Below are 19,099 nucleotides of genomic sequence, written 5' to 3'. Positions count from 1 at the left end.
GTCACCATCGCGGCGGCTCGATACCGAGTTCCCGCAGGCGTTCGGCGTACAGCGCGACGTTGGCGAGCTTGATGTCCTCGTATCCGCGCACCACGTCGGCGAGAGCCACCGCCTGTACGGCGCGGTCGTAGCCCGATCGGTCCAGCATGCCGGCCAGGTCCGTCACCATCCCGGTGTAGTGCGTGCGCAGCTCGCGTTCCACGCGTCGCACGTGCGCGTAGCCGAACGGATCGAACGCGGTCCCGCGCAGTAGCTTTCCCTTGGCCAGCAAGCGGAGGGCGAAGTGGCTGCCCGGTCGCAGGCCGATCTTCTTCTTCCGTCCCATCGCGCGCAGGAGTGGCGGGTGCAGCCGGTAGCTGAGGTTCGCCCCCTCGGGGACCTGCGCGGCGACCTCGGCCAAGAAGGCCGGGTCGGTGAGTCGTCGCGCCACTTCGTACTCGTCTTTGTAGGCCGTGAACTTGTACAGTCCGCGCGCCACCTGCTCGCTGAACTCGGTGCGGTCGGTCACCCGGCGCTCGGCCTCCCAGATACGTTGCACCGTGGCGACGTAGTCGCGCGCCACTGCCGCGCTCTGATAACCGATCAGCTCGACAGCCCTCAGTTCGGTCAGGCGCCGCGTCTCTCCCGTCGCGGTCAACCCCTCGAACAGGTCCGCGGGTATCGTCACCGTAGCTGCCGCGGCCGGGCGGCGCGTGGTGGCAGCGGCGAACTCCTCCGGCCGCGCGATCGCGACCCGCCCCCAGCGGAAGGCCGCGAGGTTGGCCGAAACGGCGACTCCGTTGATCTCGATGGCCTCCTCGATCGCGGTGCGCGGCAACCGCAGACCGCCGGTCTGGTAGGCGGCACCCACCAGCAGGAAGTTCGCTGCGGCCGTGTTGCCGAAGAGGGCCTGCGCGGCGGCCAGCGCGTCGAAGGACCGCACCGACCGCGAGACCTTCGCCAAGCGCACCAGCAGCATCGCCTCGTCGGGATGGGCGACCGACTTGTCGTAGACCATGTCGCCGGTCGGGGTCCTGCTGGTGGAGGCGACCGACACGGTGGTCGTGGCGCGGCCGTAGGCCAGGTTCTTGTTGTCGGTGGCGGCCAGCAGATCGAAGGCCACGATGCAGTCGGCGGAGGCGGGGGCCAGCCGGTTGGCGGGTTCCAGCGCGTGCACGGCGAAACGCAGGTGCGAGACCACGGGTCCGGCCTTCTGGCTCATGCCGATCTGGTCCAGGCTCGCCACCTCGTACCCGGCTCGCATCGCGGCGGTCGCCAGCACCTGGTTCACGGTGACGATACCGGTGCCGCCGATGCCTGCGAGGAAGACGTTCTGCGTGGTCGTCGGCGGTTCGTGCACGAGTTCGGGCAGTTGCGGCGGCTGCGGCCCGCGCTGCGCGGCACGCGGCTTCCGGTCGGCCGGATCGGGTAGCTCCACCGTGACGAACGAAGGGCAGTCGCCGTCGAGGCAGCTGTAGTCGGTGTTGCACGAGGTCTGGTCGATCCGGGTCTTGCGCCCGAATTCGGTGTCCACCGGCTGCACCGACAGGCAATTGCTCTTTACGCCGCAATCACCGCAGCCTTCGCACACCGCCTCGTTGATGACCACCCGAGTGCGGCGCACCGGAAGGGTGCCCCGCTTACGCTGCCGCCGTGCGTCGGCCGCACAGTGCTGGTCGTAGATCAGCACCGTGACACCGGGTACCTCGCGCAGCGCGCGCTGCGCTTCGTCGAGGCGGTCCCTGTGCCACAGCAGGGTGCCGGGAGCGAGATCGCGCTTGCGGTAGCGCTGGGGCTCGTCGGCGCAGACGATGATCCGGCGGACGCCTTCGACGGTGAGCTTGTGGGTGAGCATCGGCACCGTGAGCGCGCCCTCGGCGTGCTGCGCGCCCGTCATGGCGACGACGTCGTTGTGCAGCAGCTTGAACGTGATGTTCACCCCCGCCGCGACGCACGCCTGCACGGCGAGCTGACCGGAGTGGAAATACGTGCCGTCGCCGATGTTCTGGAACAGGTGCGGTACGTCGGTGAACGGGGCCTGGCCGATCCACTGCGCGCCCTCGCCGCCCATCTGGGTCAACCCGGTGACCTTGCTGTCGGTGCGGCCGGACATGGTGACCAAGGTGTGACAGCCGATGCCGCCGCCCGCCAGTGAGCCGTCCGGGACGGCGGTGGAGCGGTTGTGCGGACAGCCGCTGCAGAAGTAGGCCGCGCGCTTGGCGGGCAGCACCGATAGCGAGAGCGGCTGCGGCAGCGCGCGTTTCAACGCGACGTGACCGTCGAGCACGCGGCGCAGCGGTGCGGCGATCCGCCCGGAGGTGAGTTCGCCGTCGCTGCCGAACAGCGGGCGGCCCGCACCGTCGCGCTTGCCGACGATCTCGGGCGCGCCCGCGGCGCCGTACAGGATGTCGCGGATCTGGGTCTCGAGGAAGGCGGTCTTGTCCTCGACGACGATCAGCCGGGTGAGCCCGGCGGCGAACTGCCGGACCCGTTGGGGTGCCACCGGATACGGCATCCCGATGCGCAGCAGCCGGATGCCCGCCTCGTGCAGCGCGTCGTCGTCCACGCCGAGATCGATCAGCGCTTGGCGGACCGCGTCGAAGGTGGTTCCGGCGGCGGCGATGCCGATCGTGGCGCGCTCCGGGTGGACCTCGATCACGTCCAGCCCGTTGCGCGTGCTGTAGGCCCGCACCAGTTCCCAGCGCGGACCGTAGAGATCCGCCTCGGCGAGCAGGCTGTCGGCCGGCGCGGCCATCGGACGCTGCCGGTAGCGGAACGGCGCGCCCGCCCAGTCGATCTCGGGCACGACGATGTCGATGTCTCCCACCGATCCGTCGACGGTCCATGCGCCGTCGGCGACGTCGGCCACGATCTTCAGCGCCACGAGACAGCCGGACGCGCGCGACAGGGCCACGCCGTGCAGGCCCATGGTGATGATCTCGCGGGCGTTGCGCGGGAACAGCACCGGGATGTTCAGCGCCGCCAGCGAACGCTCGCTCACCGCGGGCACGGTGGAGGACTTCAACGCCGGATCGTCGCCGACCAGCAGCAGGACGCCGCCGCGCGGGTTCGCGCCGTACATGTTGGCGTGGCGCAGGGCATCGGTCGCGCGATCCAGGCCGGGGCCTTTGCCGTACCAGACACCGACCACGCCGTCGTGGGTCGCGGCGCCCGCGGGCAGCACCGCCTGGCTGCCCCACACCGAGGTCGCGGCCAGCTCCTCGTTCAACCCGGGCACGAACGAGATGTCGTGCTCGGCGAGGACGTCCGGCATTCCGGCCAGCATCTTGTCGACGCCGCCGAGCGGACTGCCCTGATACCCGGAGACGAACGTGCCGACCCGCGAACCGGCGCGCAGATCACGCACGTGCTGCTCGACCAACTGCCGGGCGATGGCCTGGACGCCGGTGAGGACGACGGTCCGCGAACCGACGCGGTAACGGTCGGCCAGATCGTAGGGGGCTGCGATCAGATCGCGGTCGGCGAGCTCGGTCATACAGATCCACCCGTCCACTCGGCGCCGATTCGGCGCTGGGCCATGTTGAGCACTTGTTGCCGATATCGTGTCCCTGAAGAACGGAACGCACAACCTATGGCTAAAGCCTTGAGCAATCTGCGCAATTCGTCAGTATCTCGATGGGCACAACCTAAGCAGAGTGCGAGGTCCGTGTGACGGCGCGCACACAATGGGTCGCGGGCGGGTGGCATTCGGCGAGCCGGTCCGGTGCCACACCGGGATACCTCCGCCGCGCCCGCGCCCGGCTGTGTGAAGGTGGAGAGATGGCATTGCTCAGGAGGGGCACGGCGATCCTCGCCGCCATCGCGTTCGGGGCGCTGACCGCGTGCGGGCAGCAGCCGGACCCGGCCCTCCCCTCCACACCGGATCAGGCTGCGGGAGCGGCGCCCGGGACGCGGGCCGACCCCGGCCCCCGGCGCTACGCGGGCGGGACGATGGTCGTCATCCCGCAGGCCGCGGATCTGGAACCCAGTTCGGCGATGCCCTTCTCGGAGTACGACGTCGAAGACGGCACCGACAAGCTCGCGATCCACATACCGGGGCCGGTCGGCTGCCCGAGCATCGGGTTCACCGCGCGGGTGGAGGAATCCGCCGACCTGGTGAACGTGCGGCTGATCCGCGGCCTGCATCGCGGCATGCCGCCGTGTCAGGGCGCGAACCCGGAGCAGAAGCGCGAGTACGGTGTGGTGGTCGTCGATCTGGAACGCCCGCTGGGCGATCGGACGGTGCTCAGCTTCCCATGAGCCACGCGACACGGGGTCGAGCCGGCGGGCGACCGGGGAGGCCGCCTCCGTTAGTGATCTTGTCGAATGGCGGGCCACGGGCATTGTGAATTGTCCGGTTTTTCTCTCGCCGATTCGGTGTTCTTCCCGGTCGGGCGCTATTTTCGCAGCGGATGGTGCCGCCTTCGCGGCTACCGGCGGTCCCGGAGTCGAAGGAGGTGCGCCAGTCCGCCGAGATCGGCTCAGGCCGTTCCGGCGGCGGTTCCTTCCGCTCTGTCCCGCAGTGAACGAGGTTCGCTGCGGATTTCCGTGTAGTGCCGGTCCGTCCGGCGCACCCGCGGCGGGCACGCCAGGCCGGTGCGCCGATGACGGCTGACTTTCGAAGGAAAACCGTGTCCAGAGTTCCGTTCAGGATTGCGATCTTGCTGGTGAGCGTCGTCTCGCTCGGCCTGCTCGGCCTGCAGGCAACGGCTCAGCCGTTGTATCCCACCCCCGATCCTGATTTGTTCTACTCCGCGCCGTCCGACCTGGCGGCGTACGCACCCGGCGATGTCGTGCGCACCCGCAAGATCGACACCGGTCTCTACATAGGGACCGAAGGCTGGCAGGTGGCGTTCCGGTCCACCAACTCGCAGGGCAATCCCGTCATGGGCATCACGACGGTCCTGCTGCCTGCCGGGGTCGAGAACCCGCCGCTGGTCTCCTACCAAGCGCTGATCAATTCCCTCGGCACCCAGTGCAACCCGTCGCGTTCGCTGTTCAACGGTGAATTGCAGGACGCGGTAGGCGCGATGCTGCCCATCGGACGCGGATGGGCTATCTCGCTGCCCGACTACCTGGGTCCGACTTCCGCCTACGGCGCCGCGCGACTGGCCGGCATGATGACGCTGGACAGCGTGAAGGCCGTGCGCAAAGTCGCCGAACTCGGCCTGTCCCAGTCGCCCGTCGCCATCGCGGGCTATTCCGGCGGCGGCATGGCCACCGCGTGGGCCGCCGCGATGCAACCCACCTACGCGCCGGATCTGCAGCTCGCCGCCGCCGTGGCCGGTGGCATCCCCGCCGACATGGAGGAGATGGCGATGTCGCTGGGCTTCGACCCGCATCCCGGGTTCGGCCTCGCCTTCGCCGCGGCCATGGGACTGGAGCGGGAATACCCGGACCGGCTGCCGATCTCGGATCAGCTCAACGAGAACGGCTTGTGGTTCCGGGAATTCACGCACGACGCGTGCCGGCGATTCCTGCTGTTCCACGGCGCCTTCCGCAGCGCCGAGCAGATGGCGGCGACCAAGAGCCTGATGGACAGCCCGGAGGCGCACGCCGTGCTGCGGGAGAACAGCCTGCGGTACTTCGACGGCGTGCCGACCGTGCCGACCTATCTGTGGCAGGGCCGCTTCGACACGCTCACCTTCTACCGGCCCGTCGCCGAGGTCGCCGACCGGTACTGCAAGGCGGGCGCGCCGGTGCAGTTCCACACCGTCGACATCTCCGAGCACATGACCGCGGCGGTCGCCGGATTCGCCGACGCGTGGAACTACGTCGAGGCCAGGTTCCGCGGCGAACCCGCGGCGACGACCTGCTGACCGCAACCCCCACCGCGGCCCGGGAGATGTTTTCCCGGGCCGCTTTTCGTTCGGTCAGTCGATGGAGCGCACTTCTCGCTCGTACGCCGCGCGAGTCTGCTCGTCGGCCGGATGCAAGGCGCGATCACCGTCGAAGAGGCTGCGGACCAGGCGCACCGCGCGTTCCGGCGCGGCGGCCAGCGCGATGTCCACCGGGCCGAGGTAGCTCGGCACGGCCACTTCGGCTTTGCGCGTGGCGCAGGTGCGCAGGATGGCGGCGGCGACGTCCTCCGGGTCGACCGTCGGCATGCCGTGGCCGAGCCGCAATCCCGAGGAGAGGCGGGTTCGCACGGCCGACGGCAGGACGCAGCTGACGCTGACGCCGTGGGCGGCGAATTCCAGACGGGTCGCCGCCGAGAGGCCGACGGCCGCGAACTTGCTCGCGTTGTAGACGGCCAAGCCGGGGATGGGGACCTTGCCCGCCAGGGAAGCGACGTTGACGATATGGCCGCGGCCGCGCTCGATCATGCCCGGTGCGACGGACCGCATGCCGTGGATGAGACCCCAGACGTTGATGTCCAGCGTTGCCCGGCCGACCGCGTCCGGTTCCTCCAGGAACGCCCCGGCGGGCATGACACCCGCGTTGTTGATCAGGACGTCGACTCCGCCCACCGCCGCGACGACCGCGTCCCACTGATCGCGCGAGCGCACGTCCAGCTCGAACGCGCTCGCCCCGATCGCGGCGGCGGCCGCTTCGGCGGCGGGTTCGTCCACGTCCGCGAGCACGACCTGCGCTCCCTTCGCGGCGAACGCCGCCGCGGTGGCCCGGCCGATGCCGCGCCCGCCGCCGGTGATCAGGACTCTTGCCTCGCGCAGGTCGATGCCGGGGTAGCCGGATCCGGTGATTCTCATACGAAAGCTCCTCGTTCGAGTGCGCGCCGGGTACTGCGCAAGCTGTGTTCGAAAGTGGCGAGACGACGGCGGCCGTCCATGAAGTTGGGGCCCATCACCGCGAGATCGTCGGCGGTGGCGCCCAGGAAGAGCACTTTGGTGCCCGCCGCGCGCAACTGCGCGATCTCGGCAAAGAGCTTGTCGCTCATCCGATTGCGCAACTGTCGCTCCAGAAAATGCCCAGGCCCCGTAGCCGGGATTCGAGTAGTCGAGGCCATCGGGGCGAGCACGAGCACCTCGTCCAGTTTCTCGGGAACGAGCAGGTCCGCCGACGCGGTCGAGCCGGCGCCGCCGTCGACGAAACGACGGCCCGCGATCGTGACCGGCGGAAACCAGCCGGGAACGGCCCACGAGGCCCGCAGCGCCGCGCCGATGGTCGTGTCGGGTGCGCCCGGCGAGCCGAAGGCCACCCGCTCACCGGTCGCGTAGTCCATCGCCACCAGACGAGTCGCCGGATGCGGCACCCAGGTGCGGCCCGGAGTCAGCCGCTCGGCCAGCCGTTGCAGCCAGCTCGGGTCACCACCGCCGACCGGCAGCAGTCCGCTGGCGGCGGCCAGGAGCTCCTGTCCCGGTTCCTGGCGCCGCAGCGACAGCCGGGGCGAGCCGAGTCGCGGGCGCGGCAGCGGCGGAAAGCGCCCGGGCTCGCAGGCACGGTGCTCGCGCAGGATCGGATCGGTCGACGTGCCACGCTGCGCGGCCACCAGGTCGTCGACCGAGACGCCGCTGCCGAGCAGCGTGACCGTCTCCGCCCCCGCCGAGGTGCCGAGCAGCACATCCGCCGCGCGCGGATCCCAGTCGAGCACGTCGCGGGCGGCGGCGAGCGCGGCGACGATCCACGCGGCCCCCACGGTGCCACCGCATCCGATGGCCAGGCCGCGCCGATACGACCCATTGTTGTTACCCATAGTCTCAGACACTAGCTCGGCGCGGCTCGAATGCCACCCGTCGCGCGATCGGCCGGCGGATCAGGCCGTGAAGTGCAACGTCCATTCACCGCGATAGTGCAGGCGGGTGACGCTGCCGGGCGGGATATCGATGCGCCAGAAGGATTTCGGCGGCGCGTCCAGCGTCACCAGCAGCGCGGCCCTGATGATCGCCGGGTGGGTGACCGCGATGGTGGACACGGCCTGCGCGGCGACCTCGGCCATCCACGATCTGGTCCGTTCGATCACGTCCACCACCGACTCGCCGCCGTGCCCGCGGAAGGCCGGGTCGGTGAGCCAGGCATACAGCTCGGCCTGGGGCACCGACATGAGTTCACCGCCGCGCCAGGCGCCCGCGTCCAGGTCGCGCAGCCGGTTGTCCTCCTCGCCCGGCAAACCCAGCAGCGCGGCGGTCTCCACCGTCCGGCGCTCCGGCCCGGTGAGCACCCGGGGAGCGGTGAGTGGTCCACACCCTGTCATCGCACGCCGGCCTGCCTCGGTGAGCGATTCGTCCACCGGGAAACGTGCCTTCCGCATCGCCTCGGTCATCCCATGGCTGACCAGGTCGAGTCTGAGCACTTTTTGCACCTGTGGAAGCGTACGGCCCGGCGTCGGCGGCTGTCGTTCGATTGCTCCGGCTTCGCTCGCGAAACGGTACGGGCGTGCTTGTCGGTAGGCCGGTGCACACTGAATCCATGGCCCCGTTCTCCCGCGCGACCCAGGAGTGGTTCGACGGCGCGTTCCCCGCGCCGACCTCCGCTCAACTCGGAGCGTGGCGGGCGATCGCGGCGGGCGAGCACACGCTCGTCGTCGCGCCGACCGGGTCCGGGAAGACGCTCTCGGCGTTCCTCTGGGCGATAGACCAGCTGGCCGCCCGGGAGCAGCGGCCCGAACAGGCCGGTACCTCCGTGCTGTACGTGTCCCCGCTGAAGGCGCTCGCGGTGGACGTGGAACGGAATCTGCGGGCGCCGCTGGTCGGCGTCACGCAGACCGCCAAACGCCTGGGGCTGGAGCCGCCGGAGATCACCGTGGGCGTACGGTCCGGCGACACCAGCGCGTCCGATCGGCGGTCCATGCTGCGCACCCCGCCGGACATCTTGATCACCACGCCCGAGTCGCTGTTCCTCATGCTCACTTCGGCGGCCAGGGAGACGCTGCGGAACGTGCGCACGGTGATCGTGGACGAGGTGCACGCGATCGCCGGTTCCAAGCGCGGTTCGCACCTGGCGCTGTCGCTGGCCCGGCTCGACCTGCTGACCGAGCGGCCCGTCCAGCGCATCGGGCTGTCGGCCACCGTCCGGCCACCGGAGGAGGTCGGGCGATTCCTGGTCGGCAACGCGCCGATCACCCTGGTCGCCCCGCCCGCACCGAAGACGTTCGACCTTTCGGTGCGGGTGCCGGTGGCGGACATGACCGAGCCGGGCGAGTCCGATCAGCCGGGGTCGATCTGGCCGCATGTGGACGAGGCGATCGTGGATCTGGTGCTCGAGCACCGGTCCTCGATCGTGTTCGCGAATTCCCGCAGGCTGGCCGAGCGTCTCACCGCACGGCTGAACGAGGCCTACGCCGCGCGGCTCGGCGAGCCGGTGGATGTCGAGCACAAGCCGCCCGCCCAGCTCGGCGCGTCCACCGAGGTGATCCACGGCGCCGGGCCCCTGCTGGCGCGAGCCCACCACGGTTCGGTCAGCAAGGAGCAGCGCGCGCTGATCGAAGACGATCTCAAGAGCGGACGGCTGCGCTGCGTCGTCGCGACCAGCAGCCTGGAACTCGGCATCGATATGGGCGCGGTCGACCTGGTGGTCCAGGTGGAGGCGCCGCCCTCGGTGGCCAGCGGATTGCAGCGGATCGGGCGGGCCGGGCACCAGGTCGGCGAGATCTCGCGCGGGGTGATCTTCCCGAAGCATCGCACCGACGTCATCCACTGCGCGGTGGCCTCGCAGCGGATGACAACGGGACAGATCGAGGCGATCCAGATCCCGGCGCACCCGCTGGACATCCTCGCGCAGCAAACCGTCGCCGCGTGCGCGCTGGACCCGGTCGACGTCGACGAGTGGTTCGAGGTGGTGCGCGGCACCGGGAGTTACGCGGCGCTGCCGCGCTCGGCCTACGAGTCGGTGCTGGATCTGCTGTCCGGGCGCTATCCGTCCGACGAGTTCGCCGAGTTGCGTCCCCGGCTGGTCTGGGACCGCGACGCGGGGACGCTCACGGGGCGGCCCGGCGCGCAACGCCTTGCCGTCACCTCGGGCGGCGCGATCCCCGATCGCGGCATGTTCGCGGTCTACATGGTGGGCGAGAAGGCCTCCCGGGTCGGGGAGCTCGACGAGGAGATGGTCTACGAGTCGCGAGTCGGCGACGTGTTCGCGCTCGGGGCGACGAGCTGGCGGATCGAGGAGATCACCTTCGACCGCGTGCTGGTGACGCCCGCGTTCGGACAGCCGGGCCGGTTGCCGTTCTGGCACGGCGACGGGCTCGGGCGACCGGCCGAACTCGGCGCAGCACTGGGCGAGTTCGTGCGCACGGTCGCACAGGACCGGGCCGCCGAGACGGCCGCTCCGGCGAGCAGGAAGACGTCCCGGCGCGACGGCAGTGCGCCGTCGAAAACCTCACGCGCGCAGGCGCAGTCGCGACATGACGGGGCCGAAACGGCCGTCGGGAACGGATCGCGCGAAATTCCGGTCCCGGAGCGCGTCGCGGGACTCATGCGCTCCGCCGGCCTGGACGACAACGCGACCACCAATTTGCTCACGCTGCTGGACGAACAGCGCACCGCGACGGGGCATCTGCCCACCGACCGCACCCTGGTGGTGGAGCGGTTCCGCGACGAACTCGGCGACTGGCGGCTGGTGCTGCACTCGCCCTACGGCCTCCCGGTACACGCGCCGTGGGCGCTGGCCGTCGGAGCGCGGCTGCGCGAACGGTTCGGCGTGGACGCCGCGCCGAACGCCTCCGACGACGGCATCGTCGTGCGCCTGCCCGACACCACCGACGACCCACCCGGCGCCGAACTGTTCGTCTTCGAATCCGACGAGATCGACGACGTCGTCACCGAGCAGGTGGGCGGCTCGGCGCTGTTCGCCTCCCGGTTCCGCGAATGCGCCGCGCGGGCGTTGCTGCTGCCCCGCCGCGATCCCGGCAAGCGCGCACCGCTGTGGCAGCAGCGGCAGCGCTCGGCCCAGCTGCTCGACGTGGCGCGCAAGTTCCCCGAGTTCCCGATTCTGCTGGAGACGGTGCGCGAGTGCCTGCGCGACGTCTACGACCTGCCGTCGCTGCGCGAGCTGCTCGGCCGGGTGGGGCGGCGCCAGGTACGGCTGGTCGAGGTGGAGACGGCGACGCCGTCACCCTTCGCGAACGCCCTGCTGTTCGACTACATCGGGCAGTTCATGTACGACGGCGACAGTCCGCTGGCCGAGCGGCGCGCCGCCGCGCTCTCGCTCGACTCGGGGCTGCTTGCCGAGTTGCTCGGCCGGGTCGAGCTGCGCGAACTGCTCGACGCCACGATCATCGAGCAGACCGAGCGGGAACTGCAACGGCTCACACCGGAGCGGCACGCGCGCGACGCCGAGGGATTGGCGGATCTGCTGCGGCTGCTCGGCCCCCTCACCGCCGCCGAGGCCACCGAACGCTGCGACGAAGACCCCACGGCCTGGTTCGAGAGCCTGGTAACCACCCGGCGGGCACTGCACGTTTCCTTCGCGAACCGCACCTGGTGGGTCGCGGTCGAGGACGCGGCCCGGTTGCGTGACGCGCTCGGGGTCCCGCTGCCGATCGGCACGCCCTCGGCGTTCATCGAGCCGGTGGCCGATCCACTCGGCGATCTGATCGGCCGCTACGCCCGCACGCACGGCCCGTTCGGCACGGAGGCGGTAGCGGCCCGGTTCGGTCTCGGCACCGCGGTCGCCGCTACCGCGCTCCATCGACTCATAGCCGAGAAACGCGTGGTGGAGGGTGAATTCACGCCCGGAGCAGCCGGGTCGGAATGGTGTGACGCGCAGGTGCTGCGCCGGCTGCGCCGCCGGTCGCTCGCCGCCGCCAGGCACGAGGTCGAGCCGGTCTCGACCGCCGCGTTCGGACGCTTCCTGCCGTCCTGGCAGCACATCGGCAGCGGGGAGCTGCGCGGCGTCGACGGCGTGGCGTCCGTCGTGGAACAGCTTGCCGGCGTGCCGATTCCGGCCTCCGCGTGGGAATCGCTCGTCCTGCCCGCGCGGGTGCGCGACTACACCCCCGCCATGCTCGACGAACTCATGGCGACCGGCGAGGTGATCTGGTCCGGGCACGGCGCCATCACCGCCAAGGACGGCTGGATCGCGTTGCACCTGGCCGAGCAGGCGCCGTTCACGCTGGCGCCGCCGGACGAGATCGACCTCACCGACGTGCAGCTTCGGCTGCTCACCGCGCTGGGCGCGACCTTCGTACCGTGGACGCCGCCCGACCCCGAACAGACTGTGCCGGATCGAGCGCCCGTGCCGTTGGACGACCCGGATCCGCCGCCCGGCAGCGCGGTCGACGGTCGCGGCACGCACCGGCGATCCGCCGAGACAGCCGGTCACACCGACGGTGCTGCCACATCCAACGGGTCCGGGACGGATGGCGGCCGACGTGGACGACGCTCACCGGTCGACTCGAAATCAGCGGCCGCCGTGGGACATCCGATCTCCGGCACCCCGTCGGAACGGCTGATCCCGGTGCCACAGAGCGGCGGGGCCTACTTCTTCCGGCAACTCTCGGACGCCACCGGCCTGCTCGATGACGCCGCGGTGGCCTCCGCGCTGTGGGAATTGGCTTGGGCGGGCATGGTCGCCGGGGACACGTTCGCACCGGTGCGGGCGCTGCTGTCCGGCACGACCCGGACCACCACGGCCCATCGCACTCCCCGGCGCGCCCCACGGGGCCGTGCCTACCTGCCCCGCCCGAGCATGCCCACCCGTTCCGGTCCGCCCTCGGTGGCCGGGCGATGGTCGCTGCTGCCCGAGCGTGTGTCGGACAACACGGTGCGCGCACACGCCACCGCCGATCTGCTCCTGGAGCGATATGGGGTGCTGACCAGGGGCTCGGTGCAGAACGAGGGCGTCCCCGGCGGGTTCGCGCTGATGTACCGGGTACTCACCGAGTTCGAGGACCGCGGTCGTTGCCGCCGGGGATACTTCGTCGACTCGCTCGGTGGCGCCCAGTTCTCCACCACCGACGTGGTGGACCGTTTGCGTTCCTTCGATACCGAACGCGCCCGTCCCGAGTCCAGGCAGCCGACCGGCACCGTACTGGCGCTGGCCGCGTGCGATCCCGCGAACCCGTACGGCGCCGCGCTCGCCTGGCCGAAGAGCGACGTCGAGGGCGGGCATCGCCCCGGACGCAAAGCCGGGGCGCTGGTGGTGCTCGTCGACGGTGAACTCGTCCTCTACCTGGAACGGGGCGGCAAGACCCTGCTCACCTTCACCGAGGACCCAGAGGCCCGCCGCGCCGCAGCAGCAGCGCTCGCCGACCTGGTCCGCCGCCGCCGGGTGGACTCGCTGGTGATCGATCGCGTCAACGGAGACACCGTGCACGGCAACACCTTCGCCGTATTCCTGACCGAAGCGGGCTTCTCCGCCACCCCGCGCGGGCTCCGTCTCCGGAGCCGCCCGTGAGTAGTCACCTCGGGAGCCTCCGGCACGGACGGGGCCGAGATTCGGGTGGTGCGCCGCGAGATCACGAGGTTGTGAGCGCGCCGGGGCTGTCGTATGCCTGAGGGGGACACCGTCTTTCTGGCCGCCAAACGGCTCCGCGCCGCACTGGAGGGAAAGGAATTGACGCGCAGCGATTTCCGGGTACCTCGCTATGCGACGGTCGATCTGCGCGGACAGGTGGTCGAGAGCGTCGGCAGCTACGGCAAACACTTGTTCATCCGGACGCCGACCGTGAGCGTCCACACTCACCTGAAGATGGAGGGCAGCTGGCGCGTGTTCCACTGTGGACAGCGCTGGACCAAGCCCCGCGTCGCCGCCCGGGTCGTCTTGAGCACGGCGGAGGTCGAGGCCGTCGGGTTCTCCCTCGGCACCGTGGAAGTGGTTCGGGTGCGCGACGAACACCGGGTCGTCGACCATCTCGGACCCGATCTGCTGGGGCCGAATTGGGATGCCGCGGAGGCCGTCCGGCGATTGGAGCGCTACCCCGACCAGTCCATCGGCGTTGCCCTGCTGGACCAGCGCAACCTCGCCGGGATAGGCAACGTCTTCCGCAGTGAGGTGTGTTTCCTGCGCCGCGTCCACCCCGCGACCAAGGTCGGTGACGTTCCCGACTTGCTCGCACTGGTGAACGAGGCGCACCGCATTCTGGCCGAAGCGGCCGCGAAACCACCGCGACGGCCTTTGGCCTACGGCCGCACCCACCGTCCGTGCCCGCGCTGCGGCACGCCGTTCGCCGCCGATCTGCTCGGTGACACCGCACCCGATTACGACCGCGTGGTGCAACGGGAACGCGGCATTTTCTTCTGCCCCCAGTGCCAGCCGATCCCCGCTGACTGACCCGCGTCGAGCCAAAAGCCGCTCCGCCCTTGACGAGTCACTCCCGCCCACCTAACTTACAACTTGTCAGCTATGGCGGGAGGCACCATGGGCGACCCACGGCGATATGTGGTGATCGGAGGCGGCCTGGCCGGGCTCGCCTCGGCGGTCTGGCTGGCGGAGGCGGGCAAGCAGGTCACCCTGCTGGAGCGCAGAGGCCGGCTCGGTGGCCGCGCCCACGCCATGCGCGCCGAGGCGGTGGACGATACGCCGGACAACGGTCAGCACGTGATCGCCAGTGGCTACGACCACTTGTTCCGCTATCTCACGAGTGTCGGCACGCGGCAATACGTCGCTTTTCCGCACGGGGGCACACTGCGCTGGCCCGATGGCCGCAGCGTCACCATGCGCACCAAAGGAATCGCCGCGCTGCGCACGCTGTCCGGCGCGCATCCCGACGCGAACCCATCCGAACGCGTGCGTGCGGCCCTCGCCACGCTCCGGCTCGGCTGGCAGTGCCTGCACCAGCCCGCCGACCTGCCCGACCTCACCACCGAGCAATGGTTCGACCGGATCGGCATGCCCGCGAAAGCGCGTGAGGCGCTGTGGGATTGGCTCGCGCTCGGCATCGCGGCGGAGCCGGTGCAGCGGGAATCGGCGAAGGTGTTCGCCGACGTGCTGGCCACCGGCATCCGGCTCGGCCTGCGGCACCGGCGGGCCGTCGACATCGGTTACCCGACCACCGACCTGGACACCCTGTATGTCACCGGGGCGCTGCGGATCTTCGATCAGCACGGCGTGCGGGTGCGCCATCGGGCCGTGGCCCGTCGCATTCATATCGCGGACGGCCGGGTCACCGGTGTCGCCTTGGCCGACGGCACCACGATTCCGGCCGACGCGGTGGTGTGCGCGGTGCCCAATTCCAGTATCGGCGGGTTGCTCGACGAACTGCCCGAGCATGCCGAGATCTACGCGGCGGCCGACAAACTGGGCTACACGCCGATCGTCAGCACCAACCTCTACCTCGACCGCCCGCTGGGCACCACGGCCGAGTTCGAGGCGCTGATCGGGGGAACCGGCGTCATCGACGAGGTCTTCGACCGCCAGCGGATGACCGGACGCAGCACCGCGAAAGGCTGGCTGTACTGCCTGACCACCAGTGGCGCGTACGAACAGATCCACAAGTCCAGCGACGAGATCGTCGCCGAGCAGATGGCGCTGCTGCGCCGCTACTATCCCGAGGCACGAGCGGCGAACGTGGTGCAGGCGCAGGTCGTGCGCATGCCGAAAGCCACTTTCTCGCAGGTCGTCGGCACCCACGGGCTGCGACCGGGCCAGCGCACCTCGGTGCCCACATTGGTGCTCGCGGGCGACTGGACCGCCACCGACTGGTCGGCGACGATGGAGAGCGCTGTGCAGAGTGCGGCACGGGCGGTGGATCTGCTGCTCGAGCTACCTTCGATGGCGTGACCACGGACCGCTCCACGTCCGAGCGCGGCATCGCCGAACTCCCGGATCCGCCTCGGGCGCGGCCGAAGCGCCGGATGTCCGCCGCCGACCGCCGTACCCAACTGTTGAACGTGGCGCGCGACATCGTCGCCACCGAGGGCTTCGGCGCGGTGAGCATCGACCGGGTCGCCCGCGAGGCGCGAGTGGCCCGTGCGCTGGTGTACCAGCAGTTCACCGATCTGTCCGGGCTGACGTCGGCGCTGCTGGATCGCGAGTCTGCCATCGCGTTCACCGGTGTGCGCAGCGTGGACTGGGACCACGGTGACGTGGACCGGGTCGGCCGGGGCATCCTCGCCTACCTGCACGCCGCGCCGACCAGCTGGCGCATCATGCTCAGCCCGTTCGACGGCGGGCCGCCCGAACTCCGCGAGCGACTCGCGCTCGGCCGGGCCTACGCCCGCGCGATCGGCGCGCGCCATCTGTCCCGATACCTCGGCGTCACCGTGGATCCGAACGGCCCGACGGAGCGAATCCTGTTGGCCGCCATGGAGGAACTGGCCCGCCTGCACCTGACCGACCCGATCGAGTACCCGGACGAGCTGGTGCTGCGCTATCTGCGCTCACTGGTCGCCTGGGCTATGCGGATGGAAACGTCCGACGGCGAAGACTGATCGAGCCGATCACCTTCGGGCGGTGATGCACAGGTGAACCGCCACGGGCTGCGTCGATGGCTGCGGTCAGGTCAGGGGTGAGCCGCCGGTACAGGCGACACCGCTACCGCATCGTGCCGACCTGCACCCTGCGCATCGCCGATGCCACGGGGCGCGGAGCAACCGTGCCGCACCGATGGATCAGTATGCGGCCATCCGGCTCAGCTTCCCGCGCCCGCCGGGTATGCCGGTCGGCTCACCCTTCCGATGGCACCGGCTCCAAAATCTCCGGGCGTGGCTCCGGAGCCGCGATCCGCAGGGCGTCGGCGGAGGCGTCGTCCGGCTGGGTCTGCGAGTGGACCTCCGCGTCGACCCGCGCCTGATAGGTGCGGACCTCCCGGTCGATTTCCTCGTCGTCCCAGCCCAAGATGGGTGCGATCAGCTGAGCCACCTGCTCCGCGCAATTGGCCCCGCGATGCGCGTACTCGATCGAGATCCTGGTCCGCCGGGCCAGCACGTCGTCCAGGTGCAGGGCGCCCTCGGCAGCCGCCGCGTAGACCGCCTCCACCTGCAGATAGGACGGTGCGTCCGTAATCGGTTGCAGGAGTTCGGGTTTGTCCTCGGCGAAGGCCATGACCTCCTCGATGAGCGAACCGTACCGATCCAGCAGGTGCTTGATCCGGTAGGGATGCACGCCAAAGGTCTCGGCCAGCTGGACCGTCTGGTTGACCAGCGCGAAATAGCCGTCGGCGCCGAGTAACGGCACCTTCGCCGTGACCGAGGGCGAGACCCGGGCCGGAATGTCTTCCGCCACCTCGTCCACCGCGTCGTAGGCCATCACGCGATAGGTGGTGTACTTGCCTCCCGCGATGCCGACCAGCCCGGGTGCCACCCGGGCGACGGCGTGCTCACGCGACAGCTTGGACGTCTCGTCGCTCTCCCCCGCCAGCAGCGGGCGCAGACCCGCGTACACGCCGTCGATGTCGTCGGGTGTGAGCGGCGTGACCAGTACCTCGTTCACCCGTCCCAGCAGGTAATCGATGTCGGCCTTGGTCGCGGCGGGATGCGCCAGGTCGAGGTTCCACTCGGTGTCGGTGGTGCCGACGATCCAGTGCGCGCCCCACGGGATGACGAACAGCACCGAGGTGGCGGTGCGCAGGATGATCGCGGTGTCGCTGACGATCCGGTCCCTGGGCACCACGATGTGCACGCCTTTGGAAGCGCGCACGTGGAACCGGCCCCGCTGATGCGACAGGGCTTGGACTTCGTCGGTCCACACGCCGGTCGCGTTGATCACCACATGTCCACGGACCTCACCGGTACGCCCGTCCTCGGTGTCGCGCACCTTCACACCGACCACCCGGTCCGCCTCCCGGAGGAACCCGACGACCTGGGTGGACGTGCGGATCACCGCGCCGTAATGGGCGGCCGTGCGCGCCACCATCATGGTGTGGCGCGCATCGTCCACCACCGTGTCGTAGTAGGCGACACCGCCGATCAGCGAGTCGCGCCGCAACCCCGGCGCCAGTCGCAGAGCGCCCGCGCGCGTCAGATGCTGTTGACCCGGTACGGATTTGGAGCCGCCCATGGTGTCGTAGAGGACCAGGCCCGCGGCTACATACGGACGCTCCCAGACACGGTGGGTAAGCGGGTACAGAAACCGCAGCGGCTTCACCAGGTGCGGCGCCAGGGTGGACAGCGTGAGCTCGCGTTCTCGCAGCGCCTCGCGCACCAATCCGAACTCCAGCTGTTCCAGATAGCGCAGCCCGCCGTGGAACATCTTCGACGACCGGCTGGACGTGCCGGACCCGAGATCGCGGGCCTCGACCAACGCGACCTGCAAGCCCCTGGTCGCCGCGTCCAGCGCGATGCCCGCACCGACCACGCCACCGCCGACGACGACCACATCGAAATGATCCTTGCCGAAGCGCTCCCACGCCGTACTGCGCTGCTCCGGGCCGAGGAACTGCGAATCCGGTTTCTTGGCCATGCTCGACTCCTCCAGCCGACGCGGATGTGTCCGATCGAGCCTTCAGGTCCAGGCTAGGCGAATCGCCGCGAATCGACCGCCGCACCCGAATCCGTGTCGCCCCGACCTACTCACCAGTAACAAGACCCACCCTACCGACCCGCGAGCCCCCACCCACGCCCCAGTGAGGCAAGGAACACCGAGCCGCGCCCGCCACACCGCACACCGCACACCGCACACCGCACACCGCACCGACCATCGCAGCGAACCGAGACCCGCCCCGGCCACGCATCGAGCCTCACGATCACCCTCCGCCTTCCGAACCACCGGGGCGAAGCCGAAGAGTCCGAACATGCACAGTTGGGCTGCCCACGTCGGCGCCGAAGGAAAGCAGCCGCCACTCCGACGCGAGTCCCAACACGGTCGCAAGCATCCAGCGCGCAGCGCCTGGTCAACGAACAAGGTCGGCACACACCTCAGCGGCTGCCGCACAGGCGGTTGACCAGTACCGGTCGACCTGACGATCAGCCACCCGAACACCGTGCACTTCATCCGGAGCGCGAATGCCAACGCGCCCGGCGCACCCGAACCCCAGGTTCCGAGCGAAGCGAGACCGAGCATGCGCCCGTTCGCGGCCCAGCTCGCGCCCGCGCGGCCGCCGCACCCGCGACGAACGAGCACGCAGCCGTCGCTCGGACGCGAGCCACAGAGGGGCCGATCACCCAGCGCCGCAGACCCTGGAAAACCAACCCAGCCCGACTCACCTCCGAGCAGCGGCCGCGTAGGCGGTTGACCACGAGCACCGGTCGACTTGACGATCAAGCGCTCGAAGCCGGGTGCACCGAGCTGCGTGCACTATGTCTTGCGCTCGACTACCAACGCGCCCGGCGCACCCAACTCCAGG

The 19,099-nt window shown here is 70.1% G+C and carries 11 protein-coding genes; 6 read left to right on the top strand and 5 right to left on the bottom strand.

The window, feature by feature from the left end; translation table 11 throughout:
* Window position 1: 1 nt before the first annotated feature.
* Entirely contained in the window at window positions 2–3,475 is a 3,474-nt protein-coding gene (locus ON19_RS05815) for an indolepyruvate ferredoxin oxidoreductase family protein (protein WP_043688061.1), read from the bottom strand.
* Between the two features lie 284 nt (window positions 3,476–3,759).
* Between ON19_RS05815 and ON19_RS05810 the strand changes: the two genes are divergently transcribed.
* Both ON19_RS05810 and ON19_RS05805 read left to right on the top strand, forming a co-directional pair.
* Window positions 3,760–4,239, top strand: a complete 480-nt coding sequence (locus ON19_RS05810; protein ID WP_043688058.1) for a hypothetical protein — start codon at window positions 3,760–3,762, stop codon at window positions 4,237–4,239.
* 344 nt (window positions 4,240–4,583) lie between these two features.
* A complete protein-coding gene (locus ON19_RS05805; protein ID WP_051168579.1) occupies window positions 4,584–5,798 on the top strand; it encodes a lipase family protein in 1,215 nt (404 codons plus the stop codon).
* A gap of 54 nt (window positions 5,799–5,852) precedes the next feature.
* On the opposite strand, the gene ON19_RS05800 is transcribed toward ON19_RS05805, so the two are convergent.
* From ON19_RS05800 to ON19_RS05790, 3 genes are read right to left on the bottom strand one after another with little or no spacing between them, the layout of a single operon-like run.
* Window positions 5,853–6,689, bottom strand: a complete 837-nt coding sequence (locus ON19_RS05800; protein WP_043688056.1) for an SDR family NAD(P)-dependent oxidoreductase — start codon at window positions 6,687–6,689, stop codon at window positions 5,853–5,855.
* A complete protein-coding gene (locus ON19_RS05795) occupies window positions 6,686–7,633 on the bottom strand; it encodes a patatin-like phospholipase family protein (RefSeq protein ID WP_043688054.1) in 948 nt (315 codons plus the stop codon). The genes ON19_RS05800 and ON19_RS05795 overlap by 4 nt, the downstream gene beginning before the upstream one ends.
* Before the next feature lie 60 nt (window positions 7,634–7,693).
* Complete coding sequence (locus ON19_RS05790; protein WP_043688052.1) at window positions 7,694–8,239, bottom strand: histidine phosphatase family protein; 546 nt, start codon at window positions 8,237–8,239, stop codon at window positions 7,694–7,696.
* A 107-nt stretch (window positions 8,240–8,346) separates the two neighbouring features.
* Between ON19_RS05790 and ON19_RS39960 the strand changes: the two genes are divergently transcribed.
* From ON19_RS39960 to ON19_RS05770, 4 genes are all read left to right on the top strand, one after another.
* Window positions 8,347–13,272, top strand: a complete 4,926-nt coding sequence (locus ON19_RS39960) for an ATP-dependent helicase (RefSeq protein WP_043688050.1) — start codon at window positions 8,347–8,349, stop codon at window positions 13,270–13,272.
* Between the two features lie 93 nt (window positions 13,273–13,365).
* A complete protein-coding gene (locus tag ON19_RS05780) occupies window positions 13,366–14,148 on the top strand; it encodes a DNA-formamidopyrimidine glycosylase family protein (RefSeq protein WP_043688049.1) in 783 nt (260 codons plus the stop codon).
* 87 nt (window positions 14,149–14,235) lie between these two features.
* A complete protein-coding gene (gene hpnE, locus ON19_RS05775; RefSeq protein ID WP_043688126.1) occupies window positions 14,236–15,597 on the top strand; it encodes a hydroxysqualene dehydroxylase HpnE in 1,362 nt (453 codons plus the stop codon).
* A 74-nt stretch (window positions 15,598–15,671) separates the two neighbouring features.
* The gene (locus tag ON19_RS05770; protein WP_043688125.1) at window positions 15,672–16,247 is read left to right on the top strand and encodes a TetR/AcrR family transcriptional regulator; all 576 of its coding nucleotides are present in this window, start codon (window positions 15,672–15,674) and stop codon (window positions 16,245–16,247) included.
* 235 nt (window positions 16,248–16,482) lie between these two features.
* On the opposite strand, the gene ON19_RS05765 is transcribed toward ON19_RS05770, so the two are convergent.
* Window positions 16,483–18,216, bottom strand: coding sequence for a glycerol-3-phosphate dehydrogenase/oxidase (locus ON19_RS05765; protein ID WP_043688046.1), 1,734 nt, complete (start codon window positions 18,214–18,216; stop codon window positions 16,483–16,485).
* Between the last annotated feature and the right edge of the window lie 883 nt (window positions 18,217–19,099).

Origin of the sequence: Nocardia abscessus NBRC 100374 (assembly GCF_000308455.1) — a bacterium.
Taxonomy (GTDB): Bacteria; Actinomycetota; Actinomycetes; order Mycobacteriales; family Mycobacteriaceae; genus Nocardia; species Nocardia abscessus.
The sequence above is the reverse complement of the archived record's forward strand: the minus strand, read 5'-3'. Positions and strand labels throughout refer to the sequence as shown.